Annotated in this window: 11 protein-coding genes; 7 read left to right on the top strand and 4 right to left on the bottom strand. The window is 63.5% G+C overall.

The annotated features are described in order from the left end of the window. Positions 1–47 precede the first annotated feature (47 nt). Positions 48–779, top strand: a complete 732-nt coding sequence (nfsA, locus tag MLC59_RS12715) for an oxygen-insensitive NADPH nitroreductase (RefSeq protein ID WP_248234679.1) — start codon at positions 48–50, stop codon at positions 777–779. Positions 780–879: 100 nt separating this feature from the next. Here nfsA and MLC59_RS12710 read toward each other — a convergent pair whose 3' ends face one another. The 4 genes from MLC59_RS12710 to MLC59_RS12695 all read right to left on the bottom strand — a co-directional run bounded on the left by MLC59_RS12710 (position 880) and on the right by MLC59_RS12695 (position 7507). Next, positions 880–2514 (bottom strand): long-chain-fatty-acid--CoA ligase, encoded by a 1635-nt coding sequence (locus tag MLC59_RS12710; protein WP_248234678.1) that lies wholly within the window; start codon positions 2512–2514, stop codon positions 880–882. Positions 2515–2700: 186 nt separating this feature from the next. Further along, the gene (locus tag MLC59_RS12705) at positions 2701–3426 is read right to left on the bottom strand and encodes an HNH endonuclease family protein (protein WP_248234677.1); all 726 of its coding nucleotides are present in this window, start codon (positions 3424–3426) and stop codon (positions 2701–2703) included. Between the two features lie 113 nt (positions 3427–3539). Next, positions 3540–5792, bottom strand: a complete 2253-nt coding sequence (locus tag MLC59_RS12700; RefSeq protein ID WP_248234676.1) for an ATP-dependent DNA helicase — start codon at positions 5790–5792, stop codon at positions 3540–3542. Further along, positions 5789–7507: a VRR-NUC domain-containing protein gene (locus MLC59_RS12695; protein WP_248234675.1), complete on the bottom strand. Its 1719-nt coding sequence runs from the start codon at positions 7505–7507 to the stop codon at positions 5789–5791. Before MLC59_RS12695 ends, MLC59_RS12700 begins: the two co-directional genes overlap by 4 nt. A gap of 275 nt (positions 7508–7782) precedes the next feature. Here MLC59_RS12695 and recC point away from each other — a divergent pair, with 275 nt between their 5' ends. The 6 genes from recC (at position 7783) to MLC59_RS12665 (ending at position 19983) form a co-directional block, all read left to right on the top strand. Then, the gene (recC, locus tag MLC59_RS12690) at positions 7783–11373 is read left to right on the top strand and encodes an exodeoxyribonuclease V subunit gamma (RefSeq protein WP_248234674.1); all 3591 of its coding nucleotides are present in this window, start codon (positions 7783–7785) and stop codon (positions 11371–11373) included. Then, on the top strand, positions 11370–15062 hold the full coding sequence (gene recB / locus MLC59_RS12685; protein WP_248234673.1) for an exodeoxyribonuclease V subunit beta: 3693 nt from the start codon (positions 11370–11372) through the stop codon (positions 15060–15062). Before recC ends, recB begins: the two co-directional genes overlap by 4 nt. Then, complete coding sequence (recD, locus tag MLC59_RS12680; RefSeq protein ID WP_248234671.1) at positions 15059–17302, top strand: exodeoxyribonuclease V subunit alpha; 2244 nt, start codon at positions 15059–15061, stop codon at positions 17300–17302. The genes recB and recD overlap by 4 nt, the downstream gene beginning before the upstream one ends. A 102-nt stretch (positions 17303–17404) precedes the next feature. Further along, complete coding sequence (locus MLC59_RS12675; protein ID WP_248234670.1) at positions 17405–17653, top strand: helix-turn-helix domain-containing protein; 249 nt, start codon at positions 17405–17407, stop codon at positions 17651–17653. 3 nt (positions 17654–17656) lie between these two features. Beyond that, the gene (locus tag MLC59_RS12670; RefSeq protein ID WP_248234668.1) at positions 17657–18958 is read left to right on the top strand and encodes a type II toxin-antitoxin system HipA family toxin; all 1302 of its coding nucleotides are present in this window, start codon (positions 17657–17659) and stop codon (positions 18956–18958) included. A 137-nt stretch (positions 18959–19095) separates the two neighbouring features. Continuing rightward, positions 19096–19983 carry an SDR family NAD(P)-dependent oxidoreductase gene (locus MLC59_RS12665; RefSeq protein WP_248234665.1) on the top strand — a complete coding sequence of 296 codons (888 nt, stop codon included), beginning with the start codon at positions 19096–19098 and terminating at the stop codon, positions 19981–19983. The last annotated feature ends 7 nt before the right edge of the window (positions 19984–19990 follow it).

The following is a 19990-nucleotide window of genomic DNA, read 5'->3' as shown; positions in this document are numbered from 1 at the left end:
ACAGGACGTACACCCGTACACTCACGAACTGAAACCAGAGAGACGCCATGAACGCGACTATTGATCTACTCAAGTCACACCGCTCGATCCGCAAGTTCACCGAGCAGAAGATTCCGCAGGAAACGTTCCTGGAACTGATCCGGGCTGGTCAGAGCGCGGCCACGTCCAATCACGTACAGGCCTATTCTATCATCCATGTGACCAGTCCGGAGAAGCGGGCGAAGATTGCCGAACTGGCCGGCGGCCAGAAGTACGTGGAAACCTGCTCCCACTTCCTGGTCTTCTGCGCTGATATGAAGCGCCCCACGGACGCCGCCGAACGAGCCGGTGCTGACGTCATTCGTGGCATGACCGAGCAGTTCCTGGTGGCCAGCGTTGACACTGCCCTGGTGGCCCAGAATGTCGTGGTTGCGGCGGAGTCCGAGGGCCTCGGCATCTGCTATATCGGCGGCATTCGCAATAACCCGGCGGAAGTCAGCGACCTGCTGAACCTGCCCGACCAGGTCTACCCGGTGTTCGGGCTGTGTCTGGGCTACCCGGACCAGGATCCGGACGTCAAACCCCGGCTATCCGTGGAAAGCATCCTGATGGAAGACGAATACCGTGAAGACACCACCTCGGTCGATCAGTTCGACGACGTCATGCGTGCCTATTACGGTCAGCGTGCAGGGGGCACCAAGGACACCAACTGGTCCGAACAGCTGAGCCCGCTGTTCAACGCCAAGTTGCGTCCCCACATGCGGGAATTCCTGGTCAAGCGGGGCTTTGAACTGAAGTAAGCCGGCTTCCACAGCCAAAAAAAAAGAGCCGCCGGGGGCCACCCGGCGGCTCTTTTTGTGTTGCAGGCTCTGGCGAGGCCTCAGGTCCCGCCAATCCGGCTTACTCGGTGGGCAACTTGTAGTCCTTGAAGTTCTCCCGCAGCTTGGCCTTCTGCAGCTTGCCGGTGGCACCGTGGGGCAGTTCGTCCACGAACACCACGTCATCCGGCAACCACCACTTGGCCACCCGTTCCTCCAGGAACTGGAGTACTTCTTCCCTGGTGACTTCCACGTCGGGTTCTTTCACTGCCACCAGCAGCGGGCGTTCCTGCCACTTCTCGTGGCGGATACCGATCACAGCCGCTTCCGCCAGCTTGGGATGGGCGATGGCTTCGTTTTCCAGGTCGATGGAGCTGATCCACTCACCACCGGACTTGATCACGTCCTTCACCCGGTCCACGATTTCCATGAAACCATCCGGCGAGATAACCGACACGTCCCCGGTATGGAACCAGCCATCCTTGTCGATGGCATTCTTCGTGGCGTCCTCGTTTTCGTAGTAGCCATTGATGACCGCGTTGCCGCGAACCAACAGCTCGCCTTGGGACTCACCGTCATGGGGCAGGTCGTTGCCTTCGGCGTCAACAATCTTCATTTCCACACCGAACATCAGGCGGCCCTGGGTGCCACGGAGTTTCAGCTCCTTCTCCCAGTCACCACCACGCTGGCTCGGCCGCGGTGTGGCCACAGTGCCCAGCGGACTCATCTCGGTCATGCCCCAGCCCTGGATGGCCTCGACGTTATGTTTCTCCTTGAACTCCTGAATCATGGCCTTGGGCAGCGCCGAACCACCGATCAGGGTGCGTTTGAGGGTACTGAAGGTCTCGCCCTTCTGGCGCTTGTGGGCCAGCAGCCCCAGCCATACGGTGGGTACGCCCCAGGCATCAGTGACCTTCTCGTCCTCGATCAGGTTGGACAGGTTCTCACCGTCCAGCGCGGGTCCCGGGAACACCAGCTTCACACCGGCGATCAGGCCAAAGTAGGGCGTGCCCCAGGCGTTGACGTGGAACATGGGTACCACCGGCAGGATGGTGGAGTTCTCGTCGATGGGCACACCGGAAATGCTCAGTACAAAGAGGGCGTGGAGCACGTTCGAGCGATGGCTGTAAAGCACGCCTTTCGGGTTGCCTGTGGTGCCGGAGGTGTAGCACAGGGACGAGGCGGTGTTCTCGTCAAACTCCGGCCACTCGAACTGGTCGGACTCGCCCTTGATCAGGGTCTCGTAGCAATAGACCCGCGGCAGGCTGGTTTCCGGCATGTTGGCTTCATCGGTCATCACCACAAAGCCTTCCACATCGGGGAAGTGCTCGTAGAGCTTCTCCAGCAGCGGCAGGAAAGTCAGGTCCACGAAGATGAACTTGTCCTTCGCGTGGTTGACGATGTAGATCAGCTGGTCGGCCGGCAGTCGCGGGTTCATGGTGTGACAGATGGCGCCCATGCCGGAGCTGGCGTAATACACTTCCAGGTGCCGGTAGGTGTTCCAGGCGATGGTGCCAATCCGGTCTTCCTCGCTGGCGCCCAGTTTTTTGAGCGCATTGGCCAGCTGGCGGGTGCGCTGCGCCATCTCCGGATAGGTATAGCGATGGATGCCTCCCTCCGTGGTACGGGAAACAATCTCCTGGTCCGGGTAGTTACCGGCAGCGAACTCCAGGATCTGGGAAATGAGCAGGGGGCGATTCATCATCAAGCCGTGCATGGCTTTCTCCTTTATTCTTGTGCTCTGAGGGTGAATGTTATTTCGGGTTGTTGTTATCGGTACGGATACGATATAGCGCCGGATTGGATGGAGGCAACCCGGATGATTGAATTTCTCAGCTATTGATGGATTTTTAGCCAATAGCTAATACTGGCAGTTGATTTGGTAACGGGTATTGCACAGGCCTCAGCGTGAGGCCCGGATTCCACACTGTTCAACCTGGCGGCGCAGGTTATTCATTTCGCGGCTGGACGGCTCCAGCCTGTAGACCTTTACGATCCGCAGGAACCTGGCCACGTACTGGCAGCGACCCGCCGGTGGCACCCACTGGTCCGGGCCCCGGGCGCCCTTGCTGCGATTGAGGCTGGCCTCCACCGGCATCAGGTTCACCGGATCATTGGCAAAGGTTTCTCGGCGGTCCCGTGACCAGGCGCTGGCACCCCGCTCCCAGGCCCAGGCCAGGGGCACCACGTGGTCGATATCCACGTCACCCGCGTTCTGCAGCACATTGCCGGTAAACGGTGAAATCCAGCGGCCGGTAACTACCCGGCAACGGCGCTTGTCGGCAAACCGAACCTGGGTGGTAGAGGTGGAAATCAACGCCTCGGCACGGCTGTCCTGGCAATCGCCGTCCCGGTCGTCCCAGCCATGGCCAAACTGGCTACGCTGGTAGCCCTGGTTGACCGGTTCGGTACCGGAGCGGCCGATACCGTCGGGCAAGCGACCACCGGCAGCCAGGCAGGCATCAATATCCGGGTAAGGGGTATAGTTACTGGTGCGTTCATACCAGGGGCTGTGTGGCGGATGACACAGGCCCGAGGAAGACTGCTTGATGGTGGCGACTGCTTCCAGCGCCGGGATCAGCCCCAACAGGAATACGGCCACCAGGCTTCGACAACGAACTGAAACCATGGATTTTCCAGATACAACAGGTAATTCGGAGGGCTAACGGCGGTTGGCCCTCATCCTGGCGGGCATTCTACGGACGTGTTCGCCAGTCGTCACCTTAGCGAACGCATTCTGTATCAGGTTTCAAACCACCAGCCCGGAAGCATGGCCCGGTTGGCCGGTTGCAGGAAGCGGTCATCGATCAGCCAGATCACCCCCTGGTCCTCCGGTGTGCGTATCACCCGCCCCGCGGCCTGGGCCACTTTCTGCAAGCCCGGGATGCGGTAGGTGTAGTCGTACCCGGCGCCGAAGCGCTGCTCCAGCCGATCCTTCAGAATCTCGTGCCAGGGATCAAAGGGCGGCAACCCCAGGGTGGCCACGAAAGCGCCGATCAGCTGGTCCCCGGGCAGGTCGATGCCCTCGCTGAACACGCCACCCAGTACCGCGAAGGCGACCGCTGGCCGGGGCGACTGGAACCCCGCCAGGAAGTCCTGCCGCGCATGCTGGTCCATTCCGGGCAACTGCCGGCGCTGGGGAATGTCCGACACTTCGGTGGCCAGGGCATCCGCCACCTGTTTCAGGTAATCAAAGCTGCTGAAGAAGGCCAGGTAGTGGCCGGGGCGTTCCCGGAACTGCCGGGCAATCAGCGAGGCAATGGGGGACAGCGAGGCCTGGCGGTCCGGCTTGCGGGTGCTGATGCGGGGCGTGAACTGCACCTGTAGCTGGTCCGCCCGGAACGGACTGGGCAGGGACGTAAAACGGGTATCCTCCGGCAGGCCCAGCAGGTCCCGGTGGTAGACACCCGGCGTGAGAGTGGCGGAGAACAGCAGTACGGACGCCAGGCTGGCAAACCGCGGGGCAAGGAAATCCGCCGGCACCAGGTTCTGGATGGTGACGCTGGCCCGCCCCCTGCCCGTTCGATGGAACTCACACAGGGAGTGATCGCCAAACTGCTCCGCCAGTTTCAGGAAGGCCACGCTTTCAAACAACAGGTCCTGCAGCGACAGGTCCGGTGGGTTGTCCGCCAGGTAGTCGGTAAGCCCCGATATCAACCCCTGCAGGGCCGGGAGAAGCCGGACCGGTAACTGCTCCAGGAACACCGGCTGAGCACCGGCATCCTCCTGTTCCCGCACCAGCTCCTGCCAGGCCCGGGCGGCGCGGTTCAGCGGACCTTTCAGAACCTTCGGGGCCGTTCGCTTTACCCGTAACAGCCGTTGCTGGTCGAGCCGCACCGAATACATGCCCCGGGCCCGGTCCACCAGGTTATGGGCCTCATCCACCAGCAGGCTGGCCCGCCACTGATTCTGCTGCACCAGGGCATGGAGCAGGGCTGACTGGTCAAACATCCGGTTGACGTCGGCAACCACCACATCGCACCAGCGGGCCATTTCCTGGGCCAGGAAATAGGGGCAGATATCATGGCCCGCCGCAATGGTGGCCAGTCGCTCCCGGGTCAGGGGTTCGCGCACCTGCACTGCCTCGGCCCGGGCATCCGGCAGACGGTCGAAAAAGCCCTTTGCCAGGGGACAGGAATCGCCGTGGCAGGCCTTGTCCGGGTGCTCGCAGGCATCGTCTTTCGAGACAAGCTCCAGGGTACGCAGGGGCCAGTGACCTGGTTCCGGCTGGGCCGCCCGCAGGGCTTCCACGGCGGAGACCGCCAGCTGGCGGGCGGTATTACGGCAGGTGAGGTAGAACAGTCGGTCCTGCCCGCCCGCCGGCAGCGCCATCAGTGACGGAAACAGGGTGCCCAGGGTCTTGCCCAGGCCCGTCGGTGCCTCCAGCAACAGGCGACGGGATTGTACGGAGTTGCGGTAGACGGTCTCCGCCAGCTGCCGCTGCCCGGCGCGGAAGTCCGGAAAGGGAAAGCGCAGGCGAGCGAGGTGCTCATCCCGCTGCCGGCGATGATGGTCCTCCTGCTCCGCCCAGGCTTTGTAGTCGCGGCACAGGGACGCCAGCTCCTGCCATAGTTCATCGGCCGTGGCGGTTTCCCTGACCGCCGACTCCTTGTCCCGACCGACATCGTAATAGACCAGTGACAGCGTGAGTTTCTTTCTGTGCTCCTGACGGCACAGCAACGCCCCGTAGGCCCGCAACTGTGCCCGGTGGAGGGCTCGCTGGTGTTCGCGAATGCGCGACAGGTCACCCCGGTGGGTCTTGATCTCCTCCAGTAACCCCTTGTGCGGGTTGTACAGGTCCGCGCGGCCGGAGAGCTGCAAACCCTGGCACTCACCGGTCAGCAGGTACTCACTTTCGTAGCCATACCCTCGCCGGGCCTGCACTGACTGATGACCGGCGATACCCTCCTCCGCCGTGGGGGCCGGTGTATAGCGGAAATCCAGGTCGCCCTTGCGGGCAGCAAATTCACAGAGGGTACGTACGGCGACTTTCATGGGGAGGGATCGGGGACAGACTCAGAGGCGTCCTGCCAGCGCACGTAGCAAACCCGTGCGGCAATGCCCTGCTGCGTGAAGAAAGCCAACCAACGGCGTTGGTGATCCTGCAGGCGGTCGCCGGGGCCTTTGACCTCGATCATCTCATAGCGCTGCCCCGGGTCTTTCACGTCCGGCATAAAGCGGATCAGGTCCGGGAAGCCACTGCGGTGCTCCTTCAGGTTATTCAGGAGGCGGCGGAACAGCGCTTGCAGATGACGGGCCGGCATGCAGTCAAGGGCCAGTTCCAGCAGGTCGCCGGCCACCACATGCCAGTTCACGAAGGGATTGGCCAGGCCCTGCTTGCGTTGATAGTTATCGACAATAATCCCCCTGTAGCCATCGTCTTCAAGGTTTGCCAGGGCCGCATCCAGCAACGCCCGGCGCCGGGGCACGAAATCCTCCCGGGTCAGGTCCGCCGGGCCCACGTGGAACGGGTGAAAGAAGGCCCCCGGCACCGGCGCAAAGATGACGTCCCAACAGAGCAAACCGAACAGGGCGTTGACCAGGGTGTTTTCCACATAGAACACCGGCTGATGATCCTGCCAAAGGTGCTGCTGGACCGCCAGCTCTACCGGGGCGCCAATGAAGGGTACCGTTATCAGGAATTCGTCAGGCGCCGGCGCTTCCGGCAGGGTCGGCACCGGCTCACCCACCTTGCGGGCCAGCCGTTTCAGGAGGCGAGCCAGGCCCTGGGCTTCAGCATCGCTGAGCTCCGCAGTCTGCCACCTGGCAGCGATCGTCCAGGCTTCGTCGAACCGCTTCATTCGTTCCAGCAGACGCAACTGCTTGAGCCGGGCTTCCCGGTGGCCGCTTTCCGCCAGCGCCTCCAGGGCCAGCTCCCGGTTGCCCTGGCGCTCCGCCTGGCGGCCAAGCTCGAGCAGCAGCCGGTCCCGGCGACTGGTGAGCCAGCTGTTGTCCGTGGCTGCAGGCACCTGCAGCCACACATCCTCAGCGGCCCGGCCCTCATCAAGCCACTCACGGCAGTGATGCATGGTGAGGTAGCAATCCACGTCTTCTCGCCGCTGGAATGCCCGGGATTCCGGTGTGAAGGGCACCTCTTCGTATTGCTGGTAGCCCAACTCAACCAGTACAAAGTCCGACCAGCTCTGGCGAAGATTACCAAAGAACATCAGTCGGGCACGGTCAAACAGGGGCATATGTGCCAGCTGTACCAGGTCGTTGCCCTGATCCGGCAACCAGTCGGCGAGTTCAATCTCATCCAGGTGGTCCGCCAGTAACGCCTTCATACGCCCCTTGGGCATGGCAGGTGAATGACCCAGGTCCGTCAGCCGGCCAGCAAGGGCTGGGCGCAATTCAGCCAGGGTAAACAGGCGAAACAGCTCATCGATGGTGACCCGTCCTGCCGGTCGCACCCAACCCGTTGCCAGGAGCTCTTCCAGGGCCACCGACTCCGGTTCTGGCAACTCCGGATAACGTAGCCTGGCAGCCCGGAAAAGCTCGCCCGTGCGCATGACCATCCGGGTGAGCAGCGCCCGGGCCGCCACCGACAGCCGACCGAATCCGTCCAGGCGCTCGCGTTCGTCAGCGATCAGCAGGTCGGCGTGGTGATAACGTACCCAGTTCACCACGGTTTCCATATTTTCCAGGTAGTACAGCGGATTATCCAGGTCCGCCGCCCGCAGGCGCTGGCCGGTCGGTTCAGGGGATTTCATCGGTGGCGGGAATGACCTTCAGGGAATGGCATCGGCCACCAACTGTACGATGGACGGGAGCCCGCCTCAAGCCGGTGACGGCGCCTGTAATACTTCAGATACCCATATCGACCGGCAACAGCCGTACACGGTCCGCTTGCTGACCAGTTATCGACGAATTTTCCCTCGCATGCGACCCCGTTTGTCGCAAGGAGCAGGGACAATCACACCGGCAATCCGCTGCCAGTTACGGTAACCTTTGTGGCAGCATTCCGAACCACCCGACCGGGAGTACCATGACCGACCACAGCCGCATCCAGCCCGGCTTCCATGCCATCCACGCCAATCACCTGGAAGACCTGCGCCGGGCCGTGGTGTACCTGTGCCGCCAGACACCCATGCCGCCGCTGGAGAGTGAAACCTTCCTGGTTCAGAGCAACGGGATTGCCCAGTGGCTGAAACTGGCACTGGCCGAGAGGGCCACCGCAGATGGCACCGAAGGCGGCCTGGGCATTGCGGCCGGTATGGAGTTCCTGTTCCCGGCCCGTTTTATCTGGCAGGCCTACCGGGCCGTGCTGCCTGAGGGCGAGGTGCCGGAAACCTCCCCCTTCGACAAACGCCGGCTGGTATGGCGCCTCTACCGGCTGCTGCCAACACTGGTCAGCGATGATGAGGCCTTCCTGCCACTGGGCCGGTTCCTGGAGGGCAGCGATCCTGACCTGCGGGCCTTCCAGCTGGCGGAAAAGGTGGCGGATCTGTTCGACCAGTACCAGGTGTTCCGGGCCGACTGGCTCAGCGCCTGGGAGCAGGGCCGGGAAATCATGATCACCGCCCGCGGCGAAGAAAAGGCGCTGGATGCGGAAACCCTCTGGCAGCCACGGCTCTGGCAGGCCCTGGTGCAGGATGTGGACGCGCTGTCACACACCAGCCGCTCCCGTATTCACACCCGTTTTATGGCACTTGGCCAGCAGTCCGGCGAACCGGCCAACCCGCAACAACTGCCCAAACGCATCGTGGTGTTCGGGGTCTCATCCCTGCCCCGCCAGGCCTTGGAAGCGCTCCATGTGCTCAGCCGTTTCAGCCAGGTGGTGCTGTGTGTTCACAACCCCAGTCAGTTCTACTGGGCGGACATTATCAGCGACCGGGACCTGCTCAACGCCCAGCGCCGCCGGGGCCGCCAGCACCCCACCCTGTCTGCGGCCGACCCGGACCAGCTGCATCAGCACGCCAACCCGTTGCTGGCCGCCTGGGGCAAGCAGGGGCGGGACTATATCCGGCTGCTGGACGAATTCGACAACCCGGAGGACTACGGCGAGCAGTTCCGCACCCCGGATAACCGGATCGACATCTTCTCCGAACACGGCGACCCGGAAACGCCCCGGCTTCTGCACCAACTGCAGGACGACATCTACAACCTGACGCCGCTGGAGGAAATCCGTGCACAGCACCGGACCCTGAACCCGGCCACGGACCGCTCCCTCGCCTTCCATGATGCTCACAGCCCCCAGCGGGAGGTGGAGATCCTCCACGACCAGCTGCTGGCCGCCTTCAACGCCGACACGTCCCTGCGCCCCCGGGACGTGATCGTGATGGTGCCGGACATCAACGTCTACGCGCCCCACATCCAGGCGGTATTCGGCCGCCATGCCCCCGGCAACACCCGGCATATTCCCTTCACCATCTCCGACCAGGGCCAGCGTCACCATGAACCGGTGCTGATTGCCCTGGAAACGCTGATGGGCCTGCCCCGCAGCCGCTTTGCCGTCAGCGAGATCCTCAGCCTGCTGGAAGTGCCCGGCATCCGCCAGCGCTTTGGCATCACCGAAGAGGACATCCCCCTGGCCCGGCGCTGGGTGGAAGGCGCCAATATCCGCTGGGGCCTGCATCGCCAGCAGCGTGAAAGCCTGGAGCTGCCGGGCGACCTGGCCCGCAACACCTGGCAGTCCGGGCTTCGCGCCATGCTGCTGGGTTACGGCATGGGGGACGACGAACCCTGGTCCGGTGTGGAGCCCTACGGCGAGGTCGGCGGCCTTCAGGCAGACCTGGCCGGGCGGCTGTCCGACTTTGTGGGGCAGCTGGAGAATCTCTGGGAGGAACTGCTGACGCCCCGCACCCCGGAACAGTGGGAAGCCCTGTTCTCCGACATGCTTGCCCGATTTTTCCAGGACCTGGAAGGCCACGACCTGCTGTTGCTCAACCGCTTTCGGCGGCATCTGGAACAGTGGCTGGACGACGCCCTGGCCGCGGGCCTCGCCGAGACACAGCTACCCCTGAATATCGTCAGGGATGTGCTACTGGAAGGCCTTGACGAAAGCGGCCTGAACCAGCGTTTCCTCGCCGGCAAGGTCAACTTTGCCACCCTGATGCCCATGCGGGCCATTCCCTTCCGGGTGGTGTGCCTGTTGGGCATGAATGACGGCGACTACCCCCGGTCCCGCCCCCCGGTGGACTTTGACCTGATGGCCAATGACTACCGACCGGGGGACCGCTCCCGCCGGGAAGACGACCGTTACCTGTTCCTGGAAGCCCTGCTGTCTGCCCGGGAACAGCTCTACATCAGCTGGGTGGGGCGCAGTATCCGGGACGACTCCGAGCGGCCGCCCTCGGTACTGGTGAGTCAGTTACAGGACCACCTGGACAGTCTCTGGCGGGTGGAAGGCAACCCGGACCGGTCGGTGACGGCAGCCTTCACCACCTGCCACCCGCTGCAGCCCTTCAGCCGCGCCTATTTTCCGCGGGCCAACAGCCAACAACCGGAACCGGACAGCCCGCCCCGGCCCCTGGCGGAGATCCTGCGGGAGCGGAACCTGTTCACCTATGAGCAGGAGTGGCGCAGTGCCCACGGTACCGAAGCCACCGAAGTCCCGGTTGATGGCGCGCTGCCCTGGCAACCTCCGGAGGAACCCCTGACCTTCGCGGAACTGGCCAACTTCCTCAAGCGGCCGGTGGAAACCTTCTTCCAGCGCCGGTTGCAGGTGCGCTTCGAAGGCGTGGAAGACAACGATACCGACAATGAGAATTTCGACCTGGATGGCCTGGATCGCTGGCGCCTGGACCAGGAACTGATCAGCGAAGCCGTTCTCAAGTCCGGTGATGAGCAGGAACTGCACCATCGCATCCACACCACCCTGGCTCGCATGGCCCGCCGGGGCGACCTGGGCATGGGACTCACCGAATACCGCCTGCGGGAAGACCTGGCAGAACGACTGCCGGACCTTCACCAGCGCTACCAGCAGGCCTTGCTGGAATGGCCGGAAGCGCTGCCGGAGCCGGTCACCTTCCAGCACGGTTTCAGCAATGTCACGGGCTCGGTGGAAGTGCTCGACCTGATCGGTGGCTTGCGCCGCAACCCCGAGGGCCAGTTGTGCCGCCTGGTAGTCTCCCGCTCCAGCCTGCTGTCCGGTTCCGGTAGCCAGAAGAAAGTCCGCTACGCCAACCTGATGGCGGACTGGGTAATCCACCTGGCCGGCCAGCTCACGGACCAGCCCTTCGAAACCCGGATACTGGGCAAGGAAGAAGGCCGGGGCTTCACCTTCGCGCCCCTGCCCGCGGCACAGGCCCGCCAGCACCTGGACGCTATCCTCGCCGCCTGGATGCAGGCCACCACCCGGGCGCTGCCGTTGCATTGCGAGGCCGCCTTCGCCTGGATCTACAGCTTCTACCAGAGCAAGAAATACCGGGGCGACCACGACAAGGCCATCGACGACGCCAGTACCGCTTTCGACACCGCCCTCGGGCGGGACCCGGGCTATCTTCGCCGGGCCTTTGACGTCCCGGAAGACCTGGTCAACGAAGGCTTTGAAGGCCTGCTGCACCAGCTCTACCTGCCCCTGTGGGAAGCCGAGCAGGGCAAGTCCGCCCGTGAACAGATCGAGGGCCTGTCATGACCCGTAGCAACACCCTCAACCCCCTTGCCCTGCCCCTGAACGGCAGCACCCTGATCGAGGCCAGCGCCGGCACCGGCAAGACCTTTACCATTGCCATTCTCTATGTGCGCCTGGTGCTGGGCCATGGCCAGCCGGAGGGCAGCCCCCTGGGCAAGGGGATTGATCCCCCCAACCTGCTGGTGGTCACCTTCACCGAGGCCGCCACCAAGGAATTGCGGGACCGGATCCGTGCGCGGCTGACCCAGGCGGCAGAGGTGTTTTCCGACAACCCGGATGACCCCAACCCGCCCGCCGAGACCGCCCTGATCTACCAGCTACGGGACCAGGATTACCCGGACCCGGCCACCTGGCCTGAATGCCGCAAGCGACTGTTGCTGGCGGCGGAGTGGATGGACGAGGCCGCCGTGTCCACCATCCACGGCTGGTGTAACCGCATGCTCAGCGAGCATGCCTTCGACAGCGGCAGCCTGTTCCGGATCACCCTGGAGACGGATCAGAGCGAACTGCTGGATGAGGTGGTACGGGACTACTGGCGAACCTTCGCCTATCCGCTCCCGGCAGAGCTGATGGAGGAACTGCTGGATCACTGGAAGACCCCGTCAGACCTCCGCAAGGCCGTGCGCAACCTGCTGCCAGAAAAACCGCCCGCGCCCTCCGGCAACATCCATAACGCCATCGACGCCGCCGTCCGCCAACGGAAGGAGCAGGCAGACGCCCTCAAGTCCCTGCCATGGAGCCAGTGGCAAACCGAAGTGGAAGACCTGCTCAAGGGTCTGGGCAAGAACCTCAACGGCAACAGCCGCAACGCCATGCTCAGGGCCTGGCCTAACCTGCTGCAATGGGCCGGCGACGGCACCCTGCTGCCGGAAGGACTGGAGAAGGCGGGGTTGCAAAACCAGACTCCGGAGGGCCTTGCCAGCAAGGTAAAAGGCGATGTCCCCCACCACCCGGCCTTTGACGCCATTGCCGAACTGATGGAGTTCAGCACCAACCTGCCCAATGCCCGGGCGGACACCCTGCGCCATGCCAGCGGCTGGATCAGCACCCGCCTGGAAGCGGAAAAACAGCAGCGGGCCGAGATGGGCTTCGATGATCTTCTGACCCGCCTGGATGAGGCGCTCAACGGCCCCCGGGGTCCGCAACTGGCGGCCACCATCCGTCGCCAGTTCCCGGTCGCGCTGATCGACGAATTCCAGGACACAGACCCGGTTCAGTACCGTATCTTCGACCGTATCTACCGGGTCGCGGACCATGACCCGACCACCTGCCTGCTGATGATCGGTGACCCCAAGCAGGCGATCTATGGCTTCCGGGGGGCGGATATCTACACCTACCTGGAGGCCCGCCAGGGCGTTCAGGACCGCACCTGGACCCTGGGCCGCAACTTCCGCTCCTCCGACGCCATGGTCGCGGCGGTGAACCGGGTGTTCCAGCACGGCGACCAGCAGGCCCGGGACGGTGCCTTCCTGTTCGGCAAGGGCAACAACACACCACTGCCCTTCCAGCCGGTGGCGGCCAACGGCACCAAACGCCAGTGGACGGTTAACGGTCAGGCTCAGCCCAGTCTTACCCTCTGGACCCTGGAGAGCGACGAAGAAAACAAGCAAGGTGAGGCGACCACCCTCGCCAAGGGCCGCGCCACCGAACAGGTGGCCGACACCTGCGCCAGCGAGGTGGCAAAACTGCTCACGGCCGGTCAGCAGGGCCAGGCCGGGTTCGCCAGCGTGGAAGACCCGGCGGACCTGCAGCCGGTACAGCCGGGGGACATCGCTATCCTGGTCAACAAACGCGCCGAAGCAGCGATGGTAAGGGACGCTCTTCGCCAACGCCGGATCCGCAGCGTGTACCTGTCGGACCGGGACTCGGTACTCACTTCGCCGGAAGCGGCGGAAGTCCTGTGCTGGCTCAAGGCCTTTGCGGAACCCCGACAGCTGTCCCTGGCACGCACGGCCCTGGCGACGCCAACCCTGGCCCTGCCCTGGCACTACCTCGACCAGCTGCTGACCGACGAGATTGCCCTTGAGCGGGAAATCGACCGCTTTATCGGCTACCACCAGCAGTGGCAAAGCCAGGGCATACTGCCCACCCTGCGCCGCTTCCTGATGGATTTCGAGGTGCCGGGCCGGCTGCTGCAACGGCCCGACGGCGAGCGGCGCCTCACCGATATCCTGCACATTGCCGAGCTGCTGCAGCAGGACAGCCTGCAACTGGATGGCGAGCACGCCCTGGTGCACCACTACACCCAGGTCCTGCGGGCCGCCGATGACGAGGACGAACACCGCACCCTGCGGCTGGAAAGCGACGCCGGGCTGGTGAAGGTGATCACCGTGCACAAGTCCAAGGGTCTGGAATACCCACTGGTATTCCTGCCTTTCGGCACTGCCTTCCGGGCCGAGAACGAGAAAAAGGCCTTCGTACGCTACCACGACGATCAGGGGCGCCTGGTCACCATCTTCGATCCGGAGCCAGAGGATGTCGCCCGGGCCGACCGGGAACGGCTGGGAGAGGATATCCGCAAGCTTTACGTGGCCCTGACCCGGGCCCGCCACGCCACCTGGGTGGGTGCTGCGGCCATTCCGGACTGGCACAAGAGCGGACTGGGATACCTGCTTGACGGTGTGGGAGAAGCCGACGGCGAACTGACCCGCTGCCTGCAGACCCTGGCCGGGGACCAAGCCGCCATCACCGTCATGCCACTCCCGGCAGCCGAGGCCCTGGAATACCAGGAACCGGCACCGGAAACCCTGGGGCCGGCACTGGTCTCCCACCGGCAGGCCCGGGAGGACTGGTGGATCGCCAGTTACTCCTCCATCGAGTACACCGCGCTCTCCGGCACGGGTATCGCCTTTGTGGACGAGGCAGAGGACGCCGAGGCCCAGAACCTGATGGAAGAAAGTCGCCAGCAGGAAGGCGAAGACACCTATCGCCCGGCCGCCACCGGGCCCCACCAGTTCCCCAGGGGCGCCGGGCCCGGCACCTTCCTGCACGAGGTGCTGGAGTGGTGCACCGCCCAGGGTATGGCCACCATTGCCGCCAACCCGGACCGGCTAAGGGACCAGCTTGCCCGCCGCTGCCGGGTGCGGGGCTGGGGTGACTGGGTGGAGCCGCTCACCGACTGGCTGGTGAAGGTGCTGACGACACCCCTCCCCCTGGACCGTGATGGCGAGCAGACCGCCACCCTCGCCGAACTCACAAATCCTCGCCCTGAGCTGGAGTTCTGGTTCGAGAGCCGCAACGTCCCGACCGGCCGACTGGACGACCTGGTCACCAACCAGACCCTGAACGGCGCTGATCGCCCCCGGGTGGAGAAGCAGCAGTTCAATGGCATGATCAAGGGCTTTATTGACCTGGTATTCGAGCATCAGGGGCGCTATTACGTGCTGGACTACAAGTCCAACACCCTGGGTGACGAAGACCTGGCCTACACCCGCCAGGCCATGGGGGAAGCCATCCTGGAGAAGCGCTACGACCTGCAATATGTGCTCTACCTGCTGGCCCTGCACCGACTGCTCAAGGCCCGGCTGCCGGGCTACGACTACGACACCCATATGGGCGGCGCGGTCTACCTGTTTCTGCGGGGTATCGACGGCCCCGCCAGTGGAGCCTTCGCTGACAAGCCACCGAAAGACCTGATCGAGACCCTGGACGCCCTGTTCGACGGCGACCTCAGCCGGGAGGTAGCCGCATGAGCCGTAAACAGAACCACGACCAGCAGTTCTCGCTGGACCTGGACGAAGCGCCTGCCAGCGAAGTACAACAGGCTTCGCGAGCCGCTGATGTGTCGCCGGCACCAGTGGATGCGGCAACGCCCCTCTCGGGGCTCGCTCAGATGGAAGAGCTGCTGACACAGTGGCAGGAAGCCGGCTGGATCCGCCCCCTGGACCGGGAATTCGCCAGGCTGATTCGCACCCTTTGCCAGGAGCAGGGGGAGCAGCCGGAACCCTTGCTGATCCTGCTGGCGGCCCTTGCGTCACACCAGGTGGGCCGCGGCCATGTGTGTGTCCATCTGAACACCCTGCTGGAAGAGCCCGCCCGCACCCTGGCCCTGCCCCCTGAGGAGGCTGCCGGCACCGGGCCAGAGCCGACGCCCTTGCCCACCCCCGTGGACCTGATGGCCCGTTTTACCCCAGAGGGTTGTTACCAGGTACTGGAGAACTCCCGTGCCGTCAGCGACGGCAGCCAGTCCACGCCGCTGGTACTGGACAGCGGCCGCCTCTACCTGCGTCGGTTCTGGCGCTATGAACAACGTATTGCCGAAAGCATCCGCCAACGCCTGGAGCAGCCGTCAGACCTGGACGACCCCGCCTCACCGCAGGGCGAGACGCTTCGCCAGGCTCTGGGGGAACTGTTCCAGCCCCAGCCCGAAGTGGACTACCAGAAGCTGGCCTGCGCCCTGGCTGCCCGCAACCGCTTTGCGGTCATCACCGGCGGACCGGGCACGGGCAAGACCACCACCGTGGTGAACCTGCTGGCAGCTCTCCAGTCCGTCGCCGGCACGTGCCCACAGCGTCAGGGCCGCAAATACCGTATCCGCCTCGCCGCACCCACCGGCAAGGCCGCCGCACGACTCAATGAATCCATCGGCGGTGCGGTCAGTCGCCTGCCGCTGGCAGCGTTACCAGGCAATGTGCAACAGGCCGATATTCCCACCCGGGTAACCACCCTGCACCGGCTGCTGGGCAGCCGCCCGGACTCCCGGCAGTTCCGCCATCACCGGGACAATCCGCTGCTGGTGGATATACTGGTCATCGACGAGGCCTCCATGGTGGATGTGGACCTGATGGCCTCGGTGATGGATGCCCTGCCCGCCAGCGCCCATCTCGTCCTGCTGGGGGACAAGGATCAACTGGCGTCAGTAGACGCCGGTGCGGTTCTGGGGGAGCTCTGCCGGCGCGCACAGGCCGCTCACTACACCGCTGAGACGACGGAATGGCTGGCTGCCATGACCGGCGACCAGGTACCAGAGGCGCTGGTTAACAGCGCCGGCCAGCCCATGGACCAGGCGGTGGCCATGCTGCGCAAGAGCTACCGTTTCACCGAAGACAGCGGCATCCGCCAGCTGGCCCAGGCGGTCAACACCAACACACTGGACAGCACAACACTGGCAGGACTTCGCCGGGGAGACTTCGACGATGTCACCATGCTCCCCTGCGGACCGACCCCGGAAGATACCCGGGCACTGATCTGCCGGCACGCGCTGACCGGCAGCCCCGACGCCTTCCGCAATGAAGGGCGCGACCGGACCCTGAACGGCGATACGCTGCCACCGCCGGTGGGCTATCAGCACTACCTCACCCTCATGCAGGGCCACTCGCTCGGCACGGACAGCCCCCGGGAAGACTGGGACGGCCTCGCCCGCGAGGTACTGGCGGCGTTCGGCGACTTCCAGGTGCTCTGTGCCCTGCGTCAGGGCCCCTGGGGCGTGGAAGGCCTGAATGACCTGGTCGCTCGCCAACTGATGGTCCACGGACTCATCCCGAAGGCCGAAGGCTGGTACCCGGGCCGGCCCGTGCTGGTGACCGGCAACGACTACAACCTGGGCCTGATGAACGGCGACATCGGCATCACCTTCAGCCTGCCCTGGGGCCAGCACGAAAACGGTCAGCCCTGCGACACCCTCCGGGTCGCCTTCCCTGCCAGCGATGGCAGTAACGACATCCGCTGGATCTCTCCCAGCCGCCTGCAACAGCTGGAAACCGTGTACGCCATGACCGTCCACAAGTCCCAGGGCTCGGAGTTCAACCACACCTGCCTGATCCTGCCGGACCGCCTCAGCCCGGTAATGACCCGGGAGCTGGTCTACACCGGCATCACCCGCGCCCGCAACTGGTTCAGCCTCATTGCAGGAGACGAAAAAGTACTGCTGGAAAGCGTGGCACAGCGGGTGGTGCGGGCTTCGGGTCTGGCGGAGCGGTTGTGGTATATTTAGCCTCTGCAGGGGATAGCCTAAATTCTACCCCCTTCAGGGGATAAACTTTACTTTACCCCCTATAGCGGATAACTTTGTGGCTAGCCGCTATAGGGAGTAAAGATGCGAATCACATCACCGGAAATGCTGGCACAGGCCTTACGCAATGCACGCGTTGACCACCAACTCAGTCAGCAGTCAGTGGCCGAACGGGTGGGCATCAAACAAAACACCGTGTCCAGCTTCGAAAATCACCCGGCTAATAGCCGGGTCGAGACCCTGTTCCGCCTGCTGTCCGCCCTCAACCTCGAGTTGCGTATTACCGAACGTAATCAGCCGCCTGAAAACACCGGCTGGGAAGAGGAGTGGTAAGCAATGGCGAGGCTCACCATTGCCATGAATGGTATTGAGGTCGGTCACCTGACGCTGGAAAGATCAGGCGCCATGACCTTCGAGTATCGCCGGGACTGGATAGCACAGCCCGGGGCACGTGCCATTTCGCTCTCATTACCGTTATCGTCCCGGCCCTACAGGGGCGAACGGGTATACAATTTTTTTGACAACCTGCTGCCGGATTCCGAAGCTATCCGAGCCCGCATGCAGGCCAGATTCCAGACGCCAACCAACCACCCCTTCGACCTGCTTGCCAGCGTTGGCCGGGACTGTATTGGTGCAATCCAGCTATACCCTGAAAACCAGCAGATACCAGACGTAACGACCATATCGTCCGAGCCGATCTCTGAAACGGAGATCGAGCGCCTGCTGGGAAGTTATCAGCGTGCGCCTCTGGGCATGGAGAAAGAGCACGATTTCCGTATCTCGCTGGCCGGTGCCCAGGAAAAAACAGCGTTACTCTGGCATAACAATCAATGGCAACGCCCTCGCGGCAGCACCCCGACCACCCATATATTCAAACTACCCATCGGCTACCTGGAGCACAGCAATATCGACCTGCGCGAGAGCAGCGAAAACGAGTGGCTGTGTCTTCAGCTTCTGGCAGCCTTCGGATTACCAGTGGCCAACGCAGACCTGGCGCAGTTCGGTCAGCATACCGTGCTGATCGTGGAGCGCTTTGACCGGCGGTGGTCCGCGGACAGGTCATGGCTGCTGCGCCTGCCACAGGAGGACTTCTGCCAGGCCCTTGGTATCTCACCTGCGCTCAAGTACGAGAATGAAGGCGGCCCCGGAATCCACGATAGCATGGAGCTACTGCTGGGTTCTCAGCAGGCCAATGAAGACCGGACCAGGTTCTTCAAGACTCAGATACTGTTCTGGCTGTTGGCAGCCATTGATGGTCATGCCAAGAATTTCAGCCTGTACATCGAACCCGGTTCCGCCTACCGCATGACACCACTTTACGATGTCATATCTGCCTACCCACTGATGGCCAAGGGAAGCCTGCCAGCTAGCCGGGCCAAAATGGCTATGTCACTCAAGGGCAAGAGCCGCCATTATCATTGGGCACGCATTCAGCCACGGCATTTCCTCAACACGGCTCGACAGGTCGGTTTTTCGGCGGAGCGGGCAAAGTCACTCATTCACGAGGTGATCGGGCAGGCAGAGCAGGCTGTCCAGGCGGTGGAGGCCAGGATACCAACGGACTTCCCCTCTACGATCAGTGAAAGCATCCTTGGCGGCGTAAGACAACAGGCGACTGTGCTCGCACAGAGCCTCTGATGGCCCTCCATCTTACGACATGCTCTCCCGTTTGACACCAATGCGATCACAGGGACATTCGCCCCCCGATCGATTTATACTCGACCACCTTCAACGATGTGACCATCCGATAAACAGACAATTCAGGAGAACCAACCATGACTATCCGACTGAACGACCAGGTTGCCATTGTTACCGGTGCTGGCGGCGGGCTGGGCCGTTGCCATGCGCTGGCGCTGGCGGCCCGTGGTGCCAAGGTTGTTGTTAACGACCTCGGTGCCGAGCCGGCCGAGGCGGTTGCCGAAGAGATCCGGGCAGCCGGGGGCGAAGCCATCAGCCACGCCTGTTCCGTGTCCGATTACGATGCGGTGGAAGCCATGGTCAGCAAGGTCATGGACCAGTGGGGCCGGGTGGATATCCTGGTAAACAACGCCGGTATCCTGCGCGACAAGACCTTCGCCAAGATGGAACTGGACGATTTCACAACGGTGCTGGACGTCCACCTGATGGGGTCGGTGAACTGCACCAAGGCGGTGTGGGAAATCATGCGTAACCAGCAATACGGCCGTATTGTGATGACCACGTCGTCTTCCGGACTGTTCGGCAACTTTGGCCAGTCCAACTATGGCGCCGCCAAGCTGGCGCTGGTGGGCCTGATGCAGACCCTGAGCCTGGAAGGCCACAAGTACAACATCCGGGTGAACTCCCTGGCACCCACCGCTGCCACCCAGATGACCGAGGGCCTGATGCCTCCGGAAGTGCTGGAAAAGCTGAAGCCGGAAACCGTGTCTCCGGGCGTGGTGTTCCTGTGCTCCGAGGACGCCCCCAGCCGCACTATCCTGGCCGCTGGCGCCGGCTCCTTCGAGACCGCCCATATCACCCTGACCAAGGGTGTCTACATTGGTGACGACGAGGATGCCGCCGATCAGATCGCAGCCCACTTCGCGCAAATCTCCGACCGCTCCGGCGACCAGGTGCCTGGCATGGGCAGCGCCCAGGGCCAGCAGGAGATCAGCAACCTGATCGCCAGCCAGCAGAAAGGCTGACCGCACA

The organism is Marinobacter bryozoorum (genome assembly GCF_023156245.1).
Classification (GTDB): domain Bacteria; phylum Pseudomonadota; class Gammaproteobacteria; order Pseudomonadales; family Oleiphilaceae; genus Marinobacter; species Marinobacter bryozoorum.
This window is presented reverse-complemented; position numbering and strand designations above follow the sequence as displayed.

What these genes read in the sequence shown, in the direction of transcription:
- MLC59_RS12675 (WP_248234670.1), top strand. Translation starts at nt 17,405, where the DNA reads ATGCGAATCACATCACCGGAAATGCTGGCACAGGCCTTACGCAATGCA.
- recC (WP_248234674.1), top strand. Translation starts at nt 7,783, where the DNA reads ATGACCGACCACAGCCGCATCCAGCCCGGCTTCCATGCCATCCACGCC.
- MLC59_RS12700 (WP_248234676.1), bottom strand. Translation starts at nt 5,792, where the DNA reads ATGAAAGTCGCCGTACGTACCCTCTGTGAATTTGCTGCCCGCAAGGGC.
- MLC59_RS12710 (WP_248234678.1), bottom strand. Translation starts at nt 2,514, where the DNA reads ATGCACGGCTTGATGATGAATCGCCCCCTGCTCATTTCCCAGATCCTG.
- recD (WP_248234671.1), top strand. Translation starts at nt 15,059, where the DNA reads ATGAGCCGTAAACAGAACCACGACCAGCAGTTCTCGCTGGACCTGGAC.
- nfsA (WP_248234679.1), top strand. Translation starts at nt 48, where the DNA reads ATGAACGCGACTATTGATCTACTCAAGTCACACCGCTCGATCCGCAAG.
- MLC59_RS12705 (WP_248234677.1), bottom strand. Translation starts at nt 3,426, where the DNA reads ATGGTTTCAGTTCGTTGTCGAAGCCTGGTGGCCGTATTCCTGTTGGGG.
- MLC59_RS12695 (WP_248234675.1), bottom strand. Translation starts at nt 7,507, where the DNA reads ATGAAATCCCCTGAACCGACCGGCCAGCGCCTGCGGGCGGCGGACCTG.
- recB (WP_248234673.1), top strand. Translation starts at nt 11,370, where the DNA reads ATGACCCGTAGCAACACCCTCAACCCCCTTGCCCTGCCCCTGAACGGC.
- MLC59_RS12665 (WP_248234665.1), top strand. Translation starts at nt 19,096, where the DNA reads ATGACTATCCGACTGAACGACCAGGTTGCCATTGTTACCGGTGCTGGC.
- MLC59_RS12670 (WP_248234668.1), top strand. Translation starts at nt 17,657, where the DNA reads ATGGCGAGGCTCACCATTGCCATGAATGGTATTGAGGTCGGTCACCTG.